Source organism: Aureimonas ureilytica, from assembly GCF_001475935.1.
Classification (GTDB): domain Bacteria; phylum Pseudomonadota; class Alphaproteobacteria; order Rhizobiales; family Rhizobiaceae; genus Aureimonas; species Aureimonas ureilytica_A.
The window spans coordinates 1-16,172 of record NZ_LDQA01000061.1; the positions used below are offsets into that span (position 1 = coordinate 1).

The 16,172-nt window shown below is 67.0% G+C and carries 12 protein-coding genes and 1 tRNA gene; 3 read left to right on the forward strand and 10 right to left on the reverse strand.

The genetic code is table 11. The features are described from left to right. Window positions 1-121: 121 nt before the first annotated feature. The 3 genes from NS365_RS19680 to NS365_RS19690 all read right to left on the reverse strand — a co-directional run bounded on the left by NS365_RS19680 (window position 122) and on the right by NS365_RS19690 (window position 2,656). Window positions 122-592, reverse strand: coding sequence for a hypothetical protein (locus NS365_RS19680; RefSeq protein ID WP_058602010.1), 471 nt, complete (start codon window positions 590-592; stop codon window positions 122-124). Beyond that, window positions 589-1,791: a tRNA epoxyqueuosine(34) reductase QueG gene (gene queG, locus NS365_RS19685; RefSeq protein WP_058602011.1), complete on the reverse strand. Its 1,203-nt coding sequence runs from the start codon at window positions 1,789-1,791 to the stop codon at window positions 589-591. Before queG ends, NS365_RS19680 begins: the two co-directional genes overlap by 4 nt. A 172-nt stretch (window positions 1,792-1,963) precedes the next feature. Beyond that, a complete protein-coding gene (locus tag NS365_RS19690) occupies window positions 1,964-2,656 on the reverse strand; it encodes a glutathione S-transferase family protein (RefSeq protein WP_058602012.1) in 693 nt (230 codons plus the stop codon). A 275-nt stretch (window positions 2,657-2,931) separates the two neighbouring features. Here NS365_RS19690 and NS365_RS19695 point away from each other — a divergent pair, with 275 nt between their 5' ends. Further along, complete coding sequence (locus tag NS365_RS19695) at window positions 2,932-3,738, forward strand: undecaprenyl-diphosphate phosphatase (RefSeq protein WP_058602050.1); 807 nt, start codon at window positions 2,932-2,934, stop codon at window positions 3,736-3,738. Between the two features lie 79 nt (window positions 3,739-3,817). Here the strand turns inward: NS365_RS19695 and NS365_RS19700 are convergent, their stop codons facing one another. Beyond that, window positions 3,818-4,843 carry a complex I NDUFA9 subunit family protein gene (locus tag NS365_RS19700; RefSeq protein ID WP_058602013.1) on the reverse strand — a complete coding sequence of 342 codons (1,026 nt, stop codon included), beginning with the start codon at window positions 4,841-4,843 and terminating at the stop codon, window positions 3,818-3,820. Window positions 4,844-5,067: 224 nt separating this feature from the next. Between NS365_RS19700 and NS365_RS19705 the strand changes: the two genes are divergently transcribed. Further along, window positions 5,068-5,152: transfer RNA gene (locus tag NS365_RS19705), tRNA-Leu, on the forward strand. Window positions 5,153-5,336: 184 nt separating this feature from the next. On the opposite strand, the gene NS365_RS19710 is transcribed toward NS365_RS19705, so the two are convergent. Beyond that, on the reverse strand, window positions 5,337-5,708 hold the full coding sequence (locus NS365_RS19710; RefSeq protein ID WP_058602014.1) for a hypothetical protein: 372 nt from the start codon (window positions 5,706-5,708) through the stop codon (window positions 5,337-5,339). Window positions 5,709-5,711: 3 nt separating this feature from the next. Continuing rightward, on the reverse strand, window positions 5,712-8,948 hold the full coding sequence (locus NS365_RS19715; protein WP_193753489.1) for a GAF domain-containing protein: 3,237 nt from the start codon (window positions 8,946-8,948) through the stop codon (window positions 5,712-5,714). A gap of 320 nt (window positions 8,949-9,268) precedes the next feature. On the opposite strand from NS365_RS19715, the gene NS365_RS19720 reads away from it, so the two are divergent. After that, window positions 9,269-9,943, forward strand: coding sequence for an HAD family hydrolase (locus NS365_RS19720; protein WP_058602016.1), 675 nt, complete (start codon window positions 9,269-9,271; stop codon window positions 9,941-9,943). A 151-nt stretch (window positions 9,944-10,094) separates the two neighbouring features. Here NS365_RS19720 and NS365_RS19725 read toward each other — a convergent pair whose 3' ends face one another. From NS365_RS19725 to infB, 4 genes are all read right to left on the reverse strand, one after another. Beyond that, entirely contained in the window at window positions 10,095-11,027 is a 933-nt protein-coding gene (locus tag NS365_RS19725) for an alpha/beta hydrolase (RefSeq protein WP_058602017.1), read from the reverse strand. Between the two features lie 96 nt (window positions 11,028-11,123). Beyond that, a complete protein-coding gene (gene truB / locus NS365_RS19730) occupies window positions 11,124-12,107 on the reverse strand; it encodes a tRNA pseudouridine(55) synthase TruB (RefSeq protein ID WP_058602018.1) in 984 nt (327 codons plus the stop codon). Then, window positions 12,107-12,535 carry a 30S ribosome-binding factor RbfA gene (gene rbfA, locus NS365_RS19735; RefSeq protein WP_058602019.1) on the reverse strand — a complete coding sequence of 143 codons (429 nt, stop codon included), beginning with the start codon at window positions 12,533-12,535 and terminating at the stop codon, window positions 12,107-12,109. Before rbfA ends, truB begins: the two co-directional genes overlap by 1 nt. 305 nt (window positions 12,536-12,840) lie before the next feature. Further along, window positions 12,841-16,137: a translation initiation factor IF-2 gene (infB, locus tag NS365_RS19740; protein ID WP_058602020.1), complete on the reverse strand. Its 3,297-nt coding sequence runs from the start codon at window positions 16,135-16,137 to the stop codon at window positions 12,841-12,843. Between the last annotated feature and the right edge of the window lie 35 nt (window positions 16,138-16,172).

The following is a 16,172-nucleotide window of genomic DNA, read 5'->3' on the forward strand; positions in this document are numbered from 1 at the left end:
TTATACGGTATTTCTTTCTCACACCGGTGGTATTCGATTCATAGATTAGATCTTGTTGATGTATATATTGTAAATGATCAGGCACCCACGAAGACATATACAGAGCAGAGCGTCGGCAGCGTCAGAGGTGGATAAGAGACAGCGCCTCGGCCTCGACGCGCTCGCGCGAGCGCTGCGAGACCGGGCGAAGCTGCGTCGTCTCATCCACCCACGCCCCGCCATGGTCGCCATAAACGCCGACGGTCGACAGATAGCCGATCCATTCGAGCTCCGGCATCATCGAGCGGATCGCGTCGCCATGATGGCGCAGCACCGGATCGCCCTCGGGGCCGGGCGCGATCGAGATGAGAAGATGCGTCGTCTCGGCCAAAACGGCATCGATCCCCTCCCCCGGCCCCGTGCCGTCGAACAGAAAGGGCACCAGACCCGCGCTTGCGAAATGCCGGGACTTGTCGGGCGAGCGGGTGGTGACGCCCGACACGTCCTCGCGCGCCAGCCCTTCCACGAACCGCTTGGCGCTATAGCCGCAGCCGAAGACGAAGAGCCGCGTGGGGCGGGCGCGGAGCGGCTGGGTCGAGGCGGCTGGCATCATCGAGTGAGGTCTCCGGAAGAGGCGGGTGAAAAGATGTCGGACGGGAGCGCGATCGTGGCGGCCCATTCCTCGCGCACGAGCGGGTCGTCCTCGTGCGCCAGCGCCGCCTTGCGCATGGAGGCGAGGTCGGGCGCGCCCAACTGGCCGAGCGCCCAGACGGCCATGGCACGTACCAGCGGAGCGGCATCGCTCAAATGCGGGGTCACGAGCGGCACGAACGCAAGGTCGCCACTATTGCCGGCCGCGATCAGGCAGTTGGACACGAATTTGTCCCGCCCGATCCGCTTCACCGGGGAGCCAGCGAAGAGCGCGCGAAAGCCGGCATCGTCCAGCGCCAGAAGGCTGGCGAGCGACGGAGCCTTCAAGTCCTCGCGCGCCCGCAGCTTGGCCTCCGAAGCCTCTTGGGCGAACTTGTTCCAGGGGCAGACGGCCAGGCAATCGTCGCAACCATAGATGCGATTGCCCATGGCGGCGCGAAACTCGCGCGGGATCGGGCGGCGCGTCTCGATGGTGAGATAGGAGATGCAGCGGCGGGCATCGAGCCGGTAGGGCTCAGGGAAGGCCTGCGTCGGGCAGGCATCCTGACAGGCGCGGCAGGAGCCGCAGAGATCCTGCCCCGCCCGGTCGGGCTCCAGGGGAATGGTGGTCGCGATCGATCCCAAGAACAGCCAGGACCCGAAAGTGCGCGAAACGAGATTGGTGTGCTTGCCCTGCCAGCCGAGGCCGGCGGCCTGCCCCAGTGGCTTTTCCATGAGCGGGGCAGTGTCCACGAAGACCTTCACGTCATGCGGCTGCCCATCCGCTTGCACGCCCGCGCGGGCGACGAGGCGGCCCGCCAGTTCCTTCAGCTTGCCTTTGATGACGTCGTGATAGTCGCGGTGCCGCGCATACACGGAGATCGCCCCGCGATCGGGTCGCTGAAGCAGATCGAGTGGGTTCTCGTCCGGCCCGTAATTCAGCCCCAACACGATGACGGCGCGCGCTTCCGGCCAGAGCGCGTTGACGGAGCGGCGGCGCTCGGCCGTCTCGGGCAGCCAGCCCATCGTCCCGTGGAAGCCCGACGCGATGAAAGCCTCCAACCGCGCGCCGCTCACGCCCTCATCGAAGGCCGGCGCGACGCCGAGCGAGGAGAAGCCCAGGCGGCGTGCGTCCTCGTCCAGAAAGCGCCTGAGCGCGGAAAGGGAAAGCGGATCGGCCATGGCGTCGATATAGGCGATCGCGCGCCGAATGGGCAGCGGGCAAAACCCGTAACGAGAGCGTCGGACCTGAACGCGACCTCACCCGAAGGGCGTCACGCTCCCAGTGCCCCGCCTTGCCAAGGCGGGAAGATCATCGTCATCCGCTGGAGGCGCTTCGAACCTCTGCGACGCGTCAGAAGTCGAGTTCGGGATAATGGGCGGCGGGCGGCAGACCGCGGACGCGCTCGGCCAGGAAAGGCCGGAAGGCGGGCCGCGACTTCATGCGCATGTACCAGTCCTTGGCCGCCGGCTCTTCTTCCCAGGAGACTTCGCCGAGATAGTCGAGAATCGAGACCGCCGAGGCGGCGGCAAGATCGGCATAGGAGAGCTTGGGGCCGGACAGCCAGTTCCGGCTTTCCGCCAGCCAGCCGATATAGCGCATGTGATTCTTCAGATTCGCGCGGGCGGCCCGTATCGCCGAGGCGTCGGGCGACCCGCCGCCCTCGTTGGCGCGCATCTCCAGCTTGAAGATGCGCTCGCGCACGAGATAGCGCGTCACTTCCGAATCCATCTTGCCGAGAAACCATTCGGTCAGCCGGCGGATCTCGGCGCGCTCGGCGGGCTTTTCGGCGAGCAGCCGGCGCTCGCGCTGAAACGCGCCGCGCGTCTCATCGAGATATTCGGCCGCGACCATGCCGCCGACGATACCGGGGCCGCTGTCTTCGACGAGAACGGGCACGGTCGCCGCCGGGTTCAGCGCCAGGAATTCCGGCCGCCGCTCCCAGGGACGCTCGTCCACCAGCTCCGCGCGCTCGCCGTACTCGCCGAGAATCAGCCGAACGAAGCGGGAGGCGGCGGACATGGGATGATGATGGAGGGTCAACATGAAGGGTGAGGAACTCGATGCTTCCGGGCAGATCGGACCAAAAGGACGACGGCACCGCCGCAAGGCTGCAACCCTACGGCTGAAATCGTTGGCGGATCGTGAAGGATCGTTGCGATCCGCATCTTGGCGAGCACATAATCGAATCGTTCGAATGCGCAAGACGGGGGATGCGGTGTCATCGCGCCGAAAGCTTCGTCGCGCGCCCTGCCGACCGCCCCGCCCAGACGGAATTCCGGCCCAGCCGCTGCCTTGCAGACCGCCTTTCAGGACCCTTGATGGACACTATCCAGATTTTCGAAGCCATGATCCTCGGCGTGATCGAAGGCTTGACCGAATTCATCCCCGTGTCCTCGACAGGGCATCTGATTCTCGCCCGAGATTTGATGGGCTTCAAGTCCACCGGCAATACATTCGAAGTGCTCATTCAATTGGGCGCCGTGCTCGCCGTTCTCTCGGTGTATTTTGGCAAGCTCTGGCATCTCGTCACGACCCTGCCCTCCTCGCCGCGCTCGCGCCATTTCATCACCGGCATTCTGGTCGCCTTCCTGCCCGCCGTGGTGATCGGCGTGATCGCGCATGATTTCATCAAGGAGGTTTTGTTCGAAACGCCGATGGTGATCTGCGTGGCGCTGCTGCTCGGCGGCATCGCGCTTTTGATCATCGATCGTATTCCCAGCCAGCCGCGCTACACGGACATCGAATCCTATCCGCTGTCGCTCTGCCTGAAGATCGGCCTGTTCCAGTGCCTTGCCATGATTCCCGGCACCTCGCGCTCGGGCTCGACCATCGCGGGCGCGCTCCTACTCGGCACGGACAAACGCTCGGCGGCCGAATTCTCGTTCTTCCTCGCGATGCCCACCATGGCGGGCGCCTTCGCCTTCGATCTTCTCAAGAACTACAAGTCGCTGAACTCGGCCGATGCCGTGACGATCGGCGTCGGCTTCGTCATGGCCTTCCTGTCGGCGCTGGTGGTCGTGCGCTCGCTCCTCGCCTTCGTCTCGCGCTACGGTTTCGCTCCCTTCGCTTGGTGGCGCATCGTCGTCGGCTCGGTCGGCATCGGCGTCCTCCTGGCGCTGCGCTAAGCCTCGTCACCATTGACCCACAAAAAAGGAGGGCTCCCGCCCTCCTTTTTTTCATATCCGCGACTTTCTTCGCCGGACCTCAAGCCTTGGCGACGCCCTTGTCGCCCGGCAACGACTCGTCTTCGGCCGGACGGTCGTCATGGGGCTGGGGCTTGGAGAACTGGCCCTGCGGCCGGAAGCGCACGAGATAGCTCGGCAGCACGGCGTCGAGCGTGGTCGGCGCGATGCCGAAAGCCTCGAAGGTGCGTCCTTCGCGCTTGGCAGCGTCCGAGACGATATTGTCGTGCTGGAGCTGCTCGACCTGATCGGTGGTGAGCGGCGCGCCGGGCAGCTTGCCGAGCGTCTTGGCCAGCGAAGCGGCAGTGCTGAACGATAGGTCGATGAAGCGGCGGCGGCGCTCGATGATGCGCAGCATCTCCTCCATCATCTGGCGGTAGGACAGGACATTCGGCCCGCCCAGCTCATAGACCTTGCCGCCCGGCACGAGACCGTCCACCGCATCGGCCACGGCCACCGCGACATCGTTGACGAAGACCGGCTGGAACAGCGTCTTGCCACCGCCGATCAGCGGCAGGAAGGGCGACAGGCGCGCCATGTTGGCGAAGCGGTTGAAGAACTGGTCTTCCGCACCGAAGATGATGGAGGGCCGCAGCACCACGGCGTCCGGCCGCGCGGCGAAGACGCGCGCTTCGCCCTCGGCCTTGGTGCGCGCATATTCGGAGCGCGACTGCGCATCCGCGCCGATCGCCGACATCTGCACCATGCCGATGCCGCGCTTGGCGGCGGCTTGCGCGATATGGCCCGCGCCTTCGGCCTGAAGCTGCGTGAAGTTCTGTTTGCCGACTTCCGCGAGAATGCCGACCAGATTCACGACATGGTCGGAGCCTTCGACCACACGGTCGATCGACCAGGGATAGCGCAGATTGGCCTGCACGGCTTGAATCTGGCCAAGACGGCCGGCGATCTGGAGATGATAGGCGAGATCCGGGCGGCGGCACGCGACGCGGATGCGATGCCCGCGCTTGGCGAGCGCGTGGACGACATAGCGTCCGAGGAAGCCGGATCCCCCGAACACCGTGATCTGCTTCTTCGTATCGACTTCCATGACCGCATAGCCTCGCTTCAGGGGGAGCCGGAGCCTCGTCCGCGCCTCGCTCATCTGTCGCGAACTGCTTTAGCGGCAATGCGTGAATCGGAAAAGAAGACAGGACGCAAAACCCGCTGCCCTGCGGCATCACTGCCCGGCTCATCGCAAGCTGCACGTCCTTTCACCGATCTGTCGCAAAGACGATTGACAGCACGAAGCCCGCCCCCTATTGGTCCGCCCGTGCCCAGGTGGCGGAATTGGTAGACGCGCACGGTTCAGGTCCGTGTGCCGCGAGGCGTGAAGGTTCGAGTCCTTTCCTGGGCACCAATTCACCGGACAAGTCCGGGAAGCCCGCTCTTCTCCATCTTCGAAATCGAACACCGGCGGATCAGTTTGATTTTCCGGCGGCGCTGCATTGGCCAGCGATCGTATGGCGCGAGCTGGCCTTGGCGACCGGGACGCGTAGCCTGCGTCGTAGGCGCGAGGCTGTCCGCCATTGAACGCCACCCTTTCAATCTGCGTCGGATAGCCCATCCTGCTCGTGCAGATAATCCGACAGGGCGGTGCGGCGCCCCTCCCACGTATCGGTCATCAAGGCCTGGATTTGCCGGGCGCGCGTGGCCCAAACGGGAGAGCGGAAGCTTTCGGGCTCGCGCACGCAAACATCGTCCATCCCGTCGCGAAAGAAATGGCATCCCAGGGCTTCGAGCCCCAGAACGAAATCCTCGACCGACAGGTCTGAATGAACGGGATAGTTTCCGATATCGCTCTCGCGCACGGGATAGACCTGCCCACGCGCAACGATCGGAATGAAGCCCGGCGACGAGCGACAGATGCGCAGCACGACGGCTGCGGCCGGATCGGCAAGAAGACGCTGGCTCATGCCTCACATCTCCTGATCGGCGGCGAGTTCGGACAGGACAGTAGTGATCCGGCAGCAAAGCCCGGCCGGATCATAGTCGAGTTCGACTTGGCCCTGCCCGGTGCGCGACAGGCCGATGCCGACGAGCCGCGTGCCGAAGCCTTTTCGGGCGGGCGGCGTGACGGGCGGCCCGCCTCGCTCGCGCCAGAGCAGCTCGAAGCTCGGCTCGCGCGTTTCATCGCCCGCGATCCTGCGCCAGACGACGTCCACGCGGCCTTCGGGGACGGACAAGGCGCCGTATTTCACCGCGTTGGTCGCCAGTTCATGGGTGATCAGCGCCAGTGACAGCGCGGCATTCGGGCCCACGAAAAGGTCGGGCCCGGACAGCGCGATCTGCCCGGCCGCGTCGTGGATCTCCAGGGCGCTGCGCAGAATTGCTTCCACTGAGCCGGCGTCGCGCTGGCCGATCAGCAGAATCTCATGCGCCTTCGACAGGGCCTGGATGCGCTGGGACAGGGTGCCGCGCGCGGTCTCGATGTCGGGCGCCGAACGCAGCGTCTGCGAGGCGATCGATTGCACCACGGCCAGTGTGTTCTTCAAACGGTGCGACAGCTCGCGCGCCAGAACCCGCTGCTGCGCTTCGGCGCGCTTGCGGTCTTCGATGTCGGTGGCGCAGAGAACCGCGCCGCGCAGCCGCCCCGTCGCATCATGGATGGCCTCGCCCAGGAACTCGATCCACACCCGGCTGCCATCGGGGCGTTCCAGATGCGCTTCAAGCGTGGCGCGATCGGCCTCGCCGTTCAACATGCGCCAAAGCGGAAAGCGCTCGACGCCGATCTTCAGACCTTCGCCGTCGAAGGCAACGAAGCCGAGATCGGCCGCCGGCAGAATGCTGGCGACCGGCCGGCCCAGAATATCCTCCATGCGCCGGTTGCTGGCGATCAGCCGCCCGCTGCGCGCCTCGGCCAGAAGCACGCCGACCGGCATGGTCTGGACGAGGGTCAACAGGCGCTTCTCGTTGTCGCGCAAGAGGCTTTCCACGCGCCGGCGTTCCAGCGCAGCGCGAATGCGCGTGGCCGCATCGCGCACGAAGGCGATTTCCTCTTCGCTCCAGCGGCGCGCGCTGATATCGCCGACATGCAGCACCGCCGCCAGACGTCCGTCCTCCATCACCGGATGGTCGATGGTGGAGCCACTCTCCGCCTCCTGGAAGACCAGCCCCTCCCCTCGACGGAGCCGTTCCAGCGCCGCCGGTCCGACCAGAGCGCCCTGGGGTTCGATGGCGCCCGCTTCCGCCTCCCGTCGCCATTGGCGCAGAATGAGCAGGGCCGTTCCATTGTCCGATGGATGGGCATAGGCGACGGCGGCGACATCCAGCGTGCGGCCGAGAAGCCCCGTCACACAGTCCAGCATCTCCGCTTCGTCCTCGACCAGAAGCAGGAGATCGCCGATCCGCGCGAGCGCGTCGCGATGCGCCTCGGCCTTGGCCCGGTGCGTGACCTCGGTCAGGAGAATGGCGAAACCGTCACCTTCCGTGATCTGCATCACGCCGTCATAGGAGCGGCCGAGCGCTTCGATCGAGCGGGTGAACCGCGCGGCGTTGCCGGTCTCTTCGGCACGCACGAAATCCAGCATCCATTCGGCCGCGAACTGGGGAAAGATCTGGCGCAGCGTCCGGCCCGCCACCTCGCCCGGCGGGCGGCCGGCCATCTGGCACCAGGAGCGGTTCACCGCCTCGTAGCGCAGATCCAACATCCGGCCGCCCGCGTCGCGCACGATGCGCCCCACCGCGAAACCATCGTTCAACTCCTCGAACAGGCCGCGCCATTTGGCTTCGCTCGCACGCAGCTCGCGCTCGGCGTCGATGCGCTCGTGCACCACGGAGGCAAAGCGCGCGAGCGTTGCGAAGAAAACCAGCGTTTCGGCGTCGAACGGTGCAGCGTCCCGCCGGCTGAAGGAGATGACGCCGCGCACCCGCTTCTTGCTGATGATCGGAAAGCCGGCATAGGTGTCGAAGCCGACTTCGCGCGCGATCGCATGACGCGGCTCGCCATCGCCCAAGAGGCCCGACAGCACGAGCGGCTCTCCCGTCTCGGCCACGATCCCGCAGAGCGGGCGCTCTCGCGGCACATGGCTGAGGCTTTCGCGTAAGGAAGGGTCGAGGCCGATGCCCTGCGCCAGATGAAGATGGCACCCGTCCTCCGCCACCTCGAACAGGTAGCATTCGTCGAAGCCGATCGTGCCCGCGCCGGCGCGTAGAATCGAGGCCAGCGTCTCGCTCGGCTCCTGGCTGGACAGGAGCGCCGAGGAGGCTTCCGCCAGAAGCGTCAGCCGATCCTCACGCCGACGCTCCACCGTCCGCTCGCTGACGATGACGACCCAGCCTGTGCGCACCCCGCCATCGTCCAGAAGCGGGGTGATGCGACTGGAGGCGAAGAAGCGGGTGCCGTCCGCGCGCTGACGCCAGCCTTCCGACAAGGCTCCCGTGCTGGCGCCATCCAGAACAACGGAGATCGGGGGCATGGGGAGCGACAGACCGGCTTGGCGAAAGACGAAATCGGCCTCCCGGCCCAACGCCTCGTCTTCACCCCAACCCCAGAGCGCCTCCGCCCCCCGACTCCAGGCCGTGATCCGGCCGCCCGGATCGAGCGACAGGATCGCGTGGTCGAGCGCACTGTCCAGAATCTGCCGGTGGCGAAGATCGCCCTGGCGCTTCTGCAGAAGCGCGCGATCCCGGTCCTGCACGGCCCGCCGCAGTTCCATCTGGCTCATCACCTGCCGGGCCAGCGCCAAAAGGGCTGTCGCCTCGCCCTCGCGCAAGCCTTCGGGCCGTGGCGCATGGTCGATGACGCACAGCGAGCCGAGCACTTCGCCCGATGGCGTGATCAAGGGCGCGCCGGCATAGAAACGCAGGAATGGGTCCTGCGTCACCAGCGTGTTGGCCGCCGTGCGCGCATCCTTCGTCAGGTCCGGAATGACCAGCAGCCCTTCGCCGCCGAGCGCATGGATACAGACGGATTGGCTGAGCGGCGTCTGCTGCGGCTCGAACCCCGAGCGCGCCTTGAACCATTGGCGGTCCCGGTCCACGAGGCTGACCAGCGCCACGGGCGCGCTGCACAGGCTGCGCGCCAGAAGAACGATGTCGTCGAACCCTTCTTCGGGCGGCGTGTCGAGAATGCCATAGGCGGCCAGCGCCGCAAGCCGAGCTCGTTCGCGCTCGCTCGGCTCCAACGAGTCTCCGGGTGACACGTCCTTGACCATCGATGTCCCATCAGGCGCCGAGCGCGATCGCACGTTCCTAAATTCCTTTCCGCGCGATGAAAAGTCGGTCCCATCGACATCACGCGAAATGGCGTCTTCGAGCGGACCAGCAAGGGCGCGGGACGGCCATCGGAGCGTGGAGAAAAGCGCTCTCGTTCTCCAGGCTCTTCCTGCCGAAGAGAGGCCGTCCAACTTTTCCAGCTCAGCCAGACGCTTGACCCGCCCCGCTCCCGCACTTTCTTTGGGCGGATGGAGGCAGGACTAGGCTCGCGCGCCTCACCTTGCCGCGAGGCTCCAGCCCCCGAGCGAAAGGCCCTGCCATGCGGATCGAGCCGACCTTCCTTTTCGACCTCGACGGAACGCTGGTGGACAGCGTCTATCACCATGTTCTCGCTTGGCAGGAGGCGCTGGACGCCGAGGGCATCGACCTGTCGGTCTGGCGCATCCATCGCAAGATCGGCATGAGCGGCGGGCTTTTCACCAACCAGCTCCTGCGCGAGACCAACACCGACATCAGCCCAGAGCTTCTGGAGCGCCTCCGCCATCGCCATGCCGACGCCTATGGCCGGCAGGCGCCGCGCATCCGCCCCCTGCCCGGCGCGCGCGCGTTGCTGCGTACGCTGACCGAGGCCGGCATCGCATGGGCCATCGCGACCAGCGGAAGGATGGAGACGGCGGCTCACAATCTCGCGGCGCTGGATGTCGATCCGAACGAGGTTCCCGTCATCACGCGCGATCTCGTCAAATACGCCAAGCCCGACCCCGATCTGTTTCTGGCCGCCGCCGAGCGCCTGAACCGCCCCATCGAAACGGCCATGGTGGTGGGCGATTCCATCTGGGACATGCTGGCCGCCCAGCGCTGCCGCGCCCTTGGCGTCGGCCTTCTGTGCGGCGGCTATGGCGCGGGCGAGCTGGAGCGCGCCGGCGCCTATCGCGTCTATGAAGACCCCGCCGATATGCTGGCCCATCTCGATGAGGTCGGCGGGCGTTTGTAGGGCCTATCGAAAGGCCTCGGCGGTCGGTTTGTCGTCCGCCCTCGAATTGGCGCGAGGGCTCGCCGATCCTCATTCATCGGCGCGGTTCTCCTCCATAAAGACGGGCAGGCACCCGGCGCCCGTCCTCGAACCGCAGGCCTGTCGGACGCGTTCAACGCGGTTTCAGGAAGGCTGCGATATCGCCCAGGAGTTGACCGGCCCGATCGATCCGGCCGTTCATCTGAAGGAAGGCATGGATCATGCCGGCATAGCGACGGCGCTCCAGCGGCACGCCCGCCGTCTCCAGCGCGTCGCCATAGGCGTCGCCCTCGTCGCGCAGCGGGTCCGCCTCGCAGATGGCCAGGAAGCAGGGCGGCAGACCGGCGAGATCGTCCGCCACGAGCGGCGAGACGTCGGGCTTCAGCCGGTCGGCATGACGCGGCACGGATTGATCGGCTTCGTAATGGAGCGAGGCGCGCGTCATGATCCGCCCCTCGTTCTCCTCCAGTGACGCATGGGTGCGCGTGTCGCGAAGATCCGTGTTGGGGTAGAGCAGGATCTGCGCCTGCGGCAGCGGGCGAACGCCCTCCTCGCGCAGCGCATGGGCCGTAGCCGTCGCGTAAAGACCGCCGATCGAATCTCCGCCGATTGCCCAGTTCTCAGTTGGCAAGCCGAGACCGCCCTCGGCGACATAACGCGCAGCGTCGAAGCAGTCTTCGTGTTGAGCGGGGTAGCGCGCTTCGGGAGCGAGGCGGTAGCCGACCGACACGACGATCCGCCCGGTGCGCTCGGCGAGCGCCATGAGCGGGGCCTCGTGGGTGTCGAGCGAGCCCGCGATCGCACCGCCGCCGTGAAACCACAGAAGCACGTGGGACGCGCCGGAAGGGCAATACAGGCGCAACGGGATGGTATGTCCGCTCCGCCCTGGCGCTTCGCCGTGCTCGACCTCGACGCCGGCAGGGGGCGGGGCCGAAAAGCGCGCGAGCGAGGCCGTGTCGGCGCGCGCCTGCGCCAGCTTTTCGACTGCGTTGCGCGGCATCGGCTGGCCTTTCGATCTGGCCGCGATCTCGTCCAGCACCGCCTGCGCCTGCGGGTCGATTCTCATGCCCGGTTCCCTCTTTCCAAAGCCCAGGCCACAAAAAACCCGGCCGCTTCTAAAGCGACCGGGCGGAGCATGGTTGCCTCCGTGGCGTGGCGGCGTTCAGCCGCGCCCGCCGAAGACGCGCTTGGGATGGAAGGCGCCCTGATCGATCGAGCCGAGCGCGACGAGCCGGCCATGGCCGGTCGCATAGGCTTCCTCGCAGAAGGCCGGCGCATCGCGCCCGCGCAGAAGCACCGGATTGCCCGACAGAACGCGGCCCGCCTGATCGTCGCTGAGCGCCACTTCGTAGAGGTCCGACAGCGCGGTCGCAGCATCCAGCACGAACTCGTCCAGCGCCTGGAAGCGCACGACGCGCGGGCGCGCACCCGAATCGATCGCTTCCTGGTCGAGCTCTTCCAGCCCGTCCTCGGCGGCGTCCATCAGGTCGTCCAGCGTGATCAGATCGTCTTCGTCGAACGCGCCGACGCGGATGCGGCGCAGTTCCGTGACATGGCCGAAGCAGCCGAGATCGCGGCCGAGATCGCGCGCGATCGAGCGGACATAGGTGCCCTTGCCGCAATCGGCCTCGAACACGGTGGTCGTCTCGTCCATCGAGACGATGTCCAGCTTGTGGACCGTCACGGTGCGGGCTGCGATCTCCACGGCCTCGCCGGCGCGGGCGAGATCATAGGCCCGCTCGCCATCGATCTTGATGGCGGAGAAGGCCGGGGGAACCTGCGAAATCTCGCCGATATAGGCGGGCAGGCGAGCTTCCACCTCGGCACGCGTCGGGCGCAGGTCGGACGTGTTCGTCACCGGGCCTTCCGTGTCGTCGGTCGTGGTTTCCGCACCCCAGGTCACCGCAAAGCGATAGGTCTTGCGACCGTCCATCACGAAGGGAACGGTCTTGGTGGCGTCGCCCAGCGCGATCGGCAGCATGCCGGACGCCAGCGGATCGAGCGTTCCGGCGTGACCCGCCTTCTGCGCGAAATACAACCACTTGATCTTGGCGACCGCCTCGGTGGAGCCCATGCCCACCGGCTTGTCGAAGATCACCCAGCCCGAAATCGGGCGCCCCTTCGGCTTCTTGCCGCGCCGTGCCATCAGCGTTCTTCCTCGTTATCGTCCCGGCCCTCGGTTTCCTCCAGGTCTCGCATCACGTCGGGCGAGCGCAGAAGCGCGTCGATCCGGGCGTAATTGTCGAAACTGTCGTCCTCGCGGAAGCGAACCTCGGGCATGTACTTCATCTGCCGAAGGGCCGGCGAAAGCCGCCCCCTCAGATATTTCGCGTGGCCGTTCAGGGCGTCCACGAAGGGCTTCAGCTCGGCTTGGCCGAGAACCGTGATGTAGGCGGTCGCGAGCTTGAGGTCGGGCGACATGCGCACTTCCGACACGGTCACGACGGCGCGCTCCAGAAGCGAATCGCGCAGATCGCCGCGCTGAAGCGCCTCGGTCAGCGCGTGGCGAACCTTTTCGCCGACCGACAGCTGACGCTGCGACGGCCCCTTGGGGGTATTGGCATGCTTAGCCATGTTTGCCTCTTGCAACGCTGCGCCATCGGCCGCGCCCAAGGAAGCCGACCGCACCGGTTCGAACGGAGAGTTTCGAGCTCAGCGACGTCCTGGCCGTCTCGCTCGGAGACCGGCCGTTTCGATCCACACGAAGAGAACGGCCCGGCGTCGCCGCCGGGCCTCATCAGTCTTCGCTGGAAACTATGGCCGCCCTTGGGCGCGCCGGTTTCCCTATCGATCCCGCCGATCGCACCATGCGCCACGCAGACGCCGAGCGGGTTCGCCGGGAAGCGGGACCGGCGAACCGGTCCCCGATCGCCCTTGCCTTACAGCGAGCGGGCGATGTGCTCCACGCGGAAGTTTTCGATGATATCGCCGACGCGGATATCGTCGTAGTTCTGGAAGGCCATACCGCATTCCTGACCGCCCGGCACTTCGGCGACTTCGTCCTTGAAGCGCTTGAGCGTCTTGAGCGTGCCCTCGTGGATGACCACGCCGTCGCGGATAAGGCGCACGCCCGCACCACGCTCGACCTTGCCTTCCGTGACGCGGCAACCCGCGACCTTGCCGACCTTGGTGATCTGGAAGACCTCCAGGATCTCGGCATTGCCGAGGAACGTCTCGCGGCGCTCCGGCGAGAGAAGGCCCGACATCGCCTGCTTCACGTCATCCACCAGATCGTAGATGATGTTGTAGTAGCGGATCTCGATGCCCTCGCGCTCGGCGGCCTGACGGGCCTGCGCATTGGCGCGGACGTTGAAGCCGATGATCGCGGCCTTGGAGGTCGCGGCCAGCTGAACGTCGGACTCGGTGATGGCACCGGCGCCCGAATGGACGATGCGAGCCTGCACTTCGTCGGTACCGAGCTTTTCGAGCGCCACGTTGATGGCCTCGACCGAACCCTGCACGTCGCCCTTGATGAGCAGCGGGAAGGTCTTGAGACCCGAATCCTGCAGCGTCATCATCATCTGCTCGAGCGAGCCGCGCTGGCCGGCGGACTTGGCCACGGCCTTGTCGCGCGTCAGACGCTGGCGGTACTCGGTGATCTCGCGGGCCTGCGCCTCGTCCTTGACCACGGCGAAGCGGTCGCCCGCCAGCGGCGTGCCCTGCATGCCGAGGATCTCGACCGGGGTCGAAGGACCGGCCGTCTTCAGCTGGCGACCCTTGTCGTCCACCAGGGCGCGCACGCGGCCCCACTGGTCGCCGGCCACCACGATATCGCCCTGCTTGAGCGTACCGGCCTGGACCAGCGCGGTCGCAACCGGGCCACGGCCACGATCGAGCTGCGCTTCGATGACGACGCCTTCGGCGGTGCGCTCGGGATCGGCCTTGAGGTCAAGGATTTCGGCCTGAAGGAGAATGGCTTCGAGCAGCTTGTCGAGATTGGTGCCGGCCTTGGCCGAAACCTCGACGTCGAGCACTTCACCACCCATGGATTCCACGAACACCTCATGCTGGAGGAGGTTCGTGCGGACCTTCTGGGCGTCGGCGCCGGGCTTGTCGATCTTGTTGATCGCCACGATGATCGGCACACCGGCCGCCTTGGCATGGCTGATCGACTCGATCGTCTGCGGCATGACGCTGTCGTCGGCCGCCACCACGAGGATCGCGATGTCGGTCGCCTGAGCGCCGCGAGCACGCATGGCGGTGAACGCCTCGTGGCCCGGCGTGTCGATGAAGGAGATCAGGTGACCGTCCCGCTCGACCTGATAGGCGCCGATATGCTGCGTGATGCCGCCGGCTTCGCCCGAAACGACGCTGGTCTTGCGGATGGCGTCGAGCAGCGAGGTCTTGCCGTGATCGACGTGGCCCATGATCGTGACGACCGGGGGACGCGAGACGAGCTTCTCGGGATTGCTGGCGACGTCGAAGATGCCGGTTTCGACGTCCGACTCCGCCACGCGGCGGGGCGTGTGGCCGAATTCGGTCGCGATGATTTCGGCCAGATCGGCGTCGATCACGTCGCCGGGCTTCATCATCTGGCCCTGCGCCATCAGATACTTGATGACGTCCACCGCCCGCTCGGACATGCGGTTGGCGAGTTCCTGGATGGTGATGGTCTCGGGGATGATCACTTCGCGGGAAATCTTCTCACGTTGCTGGTTCTGCTGCGAACGCTTGAACTTCTCCTGACGGCGACGCATCGAGGAAAGCGAGCGGCCGCGCGCATCTTCGTCCGACAAGGCGCGCTCGACATTCACGCGGCCAGCGCCACGACGATCGTCACCGGTGCGCGAACGCGTCGGCTTGGGCGCCTCGACAACGGGTGTGCGGCCCGGAGGGCCACGACGCGCGCCAGCGGGGCCGCGACGATCGTCCTCGTCGTCCGCACGGGTCTTCTTCGTGAGGTCGGTGCGGCCGGCCGGACGCAGGCCGAGACCATCGTCCACCGGCGGCGGGCCGGGGATGACTTCGGCCGGCTTGGCGCGGCCCGTCGTCTGCGGCCGGGCGGCGGCGCGGCGAGCGGCGTCCTCCTCGGCCTTCTTGCGGGCAGCGGCTTCCATCTCGACGCGCGCGAGTTCCTCGGCCTGACGGCGCTCGGATTCCTCACGCTCGGCGCGGCGACGCTCGTCCTCGGCGACGCGGCGTGCTTCCTCGATCTGGAACAGGCGACGGTCTTCGACCTCGCGCTGCTGCGCGAGAATCAGCGCGCGGCGGCGGGCATCCATTTCCTTGGACGACAGGTCCGACAGGACCGCGCCGCGCGGCTGCTTCGCGCCGGGGGCCGCGTTCTGCGCCGGAGCGCCCGGACGGTTGCCCTGCGGCTGACCGGGACGTCCCGGCTGACCGGGGCGCTGCTGACCGGCCGGGCCTTGGCCGGGGCGCTGCTGGCCATAAGCGCCGGACTGGCCGGGACGCGCGCCCGCAGGCTGGCCGGGGCGCGCTGCGCCCTGCGATCCAGCCGGACGATGGCCGTCGGTGCGGCCCGCGGGCTGACCGGGGCGCGCGGGGGCACCCGTAGCCGGGCGCGCGGTGCCGGTGGGAGCCGGAGCGGCAGGGGCCTGTGCGGCCTTGGTAGATTCGGGGGCGGTCGGCTTCAGGGTGTCGGCTCTTGGCGGTTCGGGCGGGGAAACGGGAGTGGGCGCAGGCGCAGCGGCGGCGGCAACCGGCTCGGACGGAGCCTCTGCCACCGGAGCGGCCGGAGCCACGGGTTCGGCTTGCGGAGCCGGAGCGACGGGCGCTTCGGCCTTGACGGGTTCAGGCGCAGGCGCGCTCGCAGCCGGGCCCGGCGCGGGGGCTTCTGCAACAGGGGTGGGCGCGGGCGCGGCGGCTTCCGCCACCGGAGCGGCCGGCTTGGCGGCGAGCGGCACATCCGGAGGAACGGGCGCCTGCGGGTTTTCAGCGGCACGAGCCAGCGCCGCCTGCTGGGCGGGCGTCAGCGCGGGGCGCGCGGTCGCACCGGCCGGCGCTGCAGCTCCAGCGGCGGGAGCTGCGGGCTTGGCCGCGTCCTCGGGCTTGGAGAACTTGCGCTTCTTCGTTTCGACGACGACGTTGTTCGTACGCCCATGCGAGAAACTCTGGCGGACGGTCGCCGGCGAGGCGTTGCCGCCGGGCTTGAGGCTCAAGGTCTTCTTCGGTGTGACGCTCAGCGTCTTGTCGTCGCCGGATTTCGTGTCGCTCATGTGTATTTCCGCTTCCTGCGCGGGATCGTGTCCTC

Excerpts from the sequence above, each read along its gene's own strand:
- NS365_RS19680 (WP_058602010.1), bottom strand. The coding sequence starts at position 592 with ATGATGCCAGCCGCCTCGACCCAGCCGCTCCGCGCCCGCCCCACGCGG.
- queG (WP_058602011.1), bottom strand. The coding sequence starts at position 1,791 with ATGGCCGATCCGCTTTCCCTTTCCGCGCTCAGGCGCTTTCTGGACGAG.
- NS365_RS19690 (WP_058602012.1), bottom strand. The coding sequence starts at position 2,656 with ATGTTGACCCTCCATCATCATCCCATGTCCGCCGCCTCCCGCTTCGTT.
- NS365_RS19695 (WP_058602050.1), top strand. The coding sequence starts at position 2,932 with ATGGACACTATCCAGATTTTCGAAGCCATGATCCTCGGCGTGATCGAA.
- NS365_RS19700 (WP_058602013.1), bottom strand. The coding sequence starts at position 4,843 with ATGGAAGTCGATACGAAGAAGCAGATCACGGTGTTCGGGGGATCCGGC.
- NS365_RS19710 (WP_058602014.1), bottom strand. The coding sequence starts at position 5,708 with ATGAGCCAGCGTCTTCTTGCCGATCCGGCCGCAGCCGTCGTGCTGCGC.
- NS365_RS19715 (WP_193753489.1), bottom strand. The coding sequence starts at position 8,948 with ATGGTCAAGGACGTGTCACCCGGAGACTCGTTGGAGCCGAGCGAGCGC.
- NS365_RS19720 (WP_058602016.1), top strand. The coding sequence starts at position 9,269 with ATGCGGATCGAGCCGACCTTCCTTTTCGACCTCGACGGAACGCTGGTG.
- NS365_RS19725 (WP_058602017.1), bottom strand. The coding sequence starts at position 11,027 with ATGAGAATCGACCCGCAGGCGCAGGCGGTGCTGGACGAGATCGCGGCC.
- truB (WP_058602018.1), bottom strand. The coding sequence starts at position 12,107 with ATGGCACGGCGCGGCAAGAAGCCGAAGGGGCGCCCGATTTCGGGCTGG.
- rbfA (WP_058602019.1), bottom strand. The coding sequence starts at position 12,535 with ATGGCTAAGCATGCCAATACCCCCAAGGGGCCGTCGCAGCGTCAGCTG.
- infB (WP_058602020.1), bottom strand. The coding sequence starts at position 16,137 with ATGAGCGACACGAAATCCGGCGACGACAAGACGCTGAGCGTCACACCG.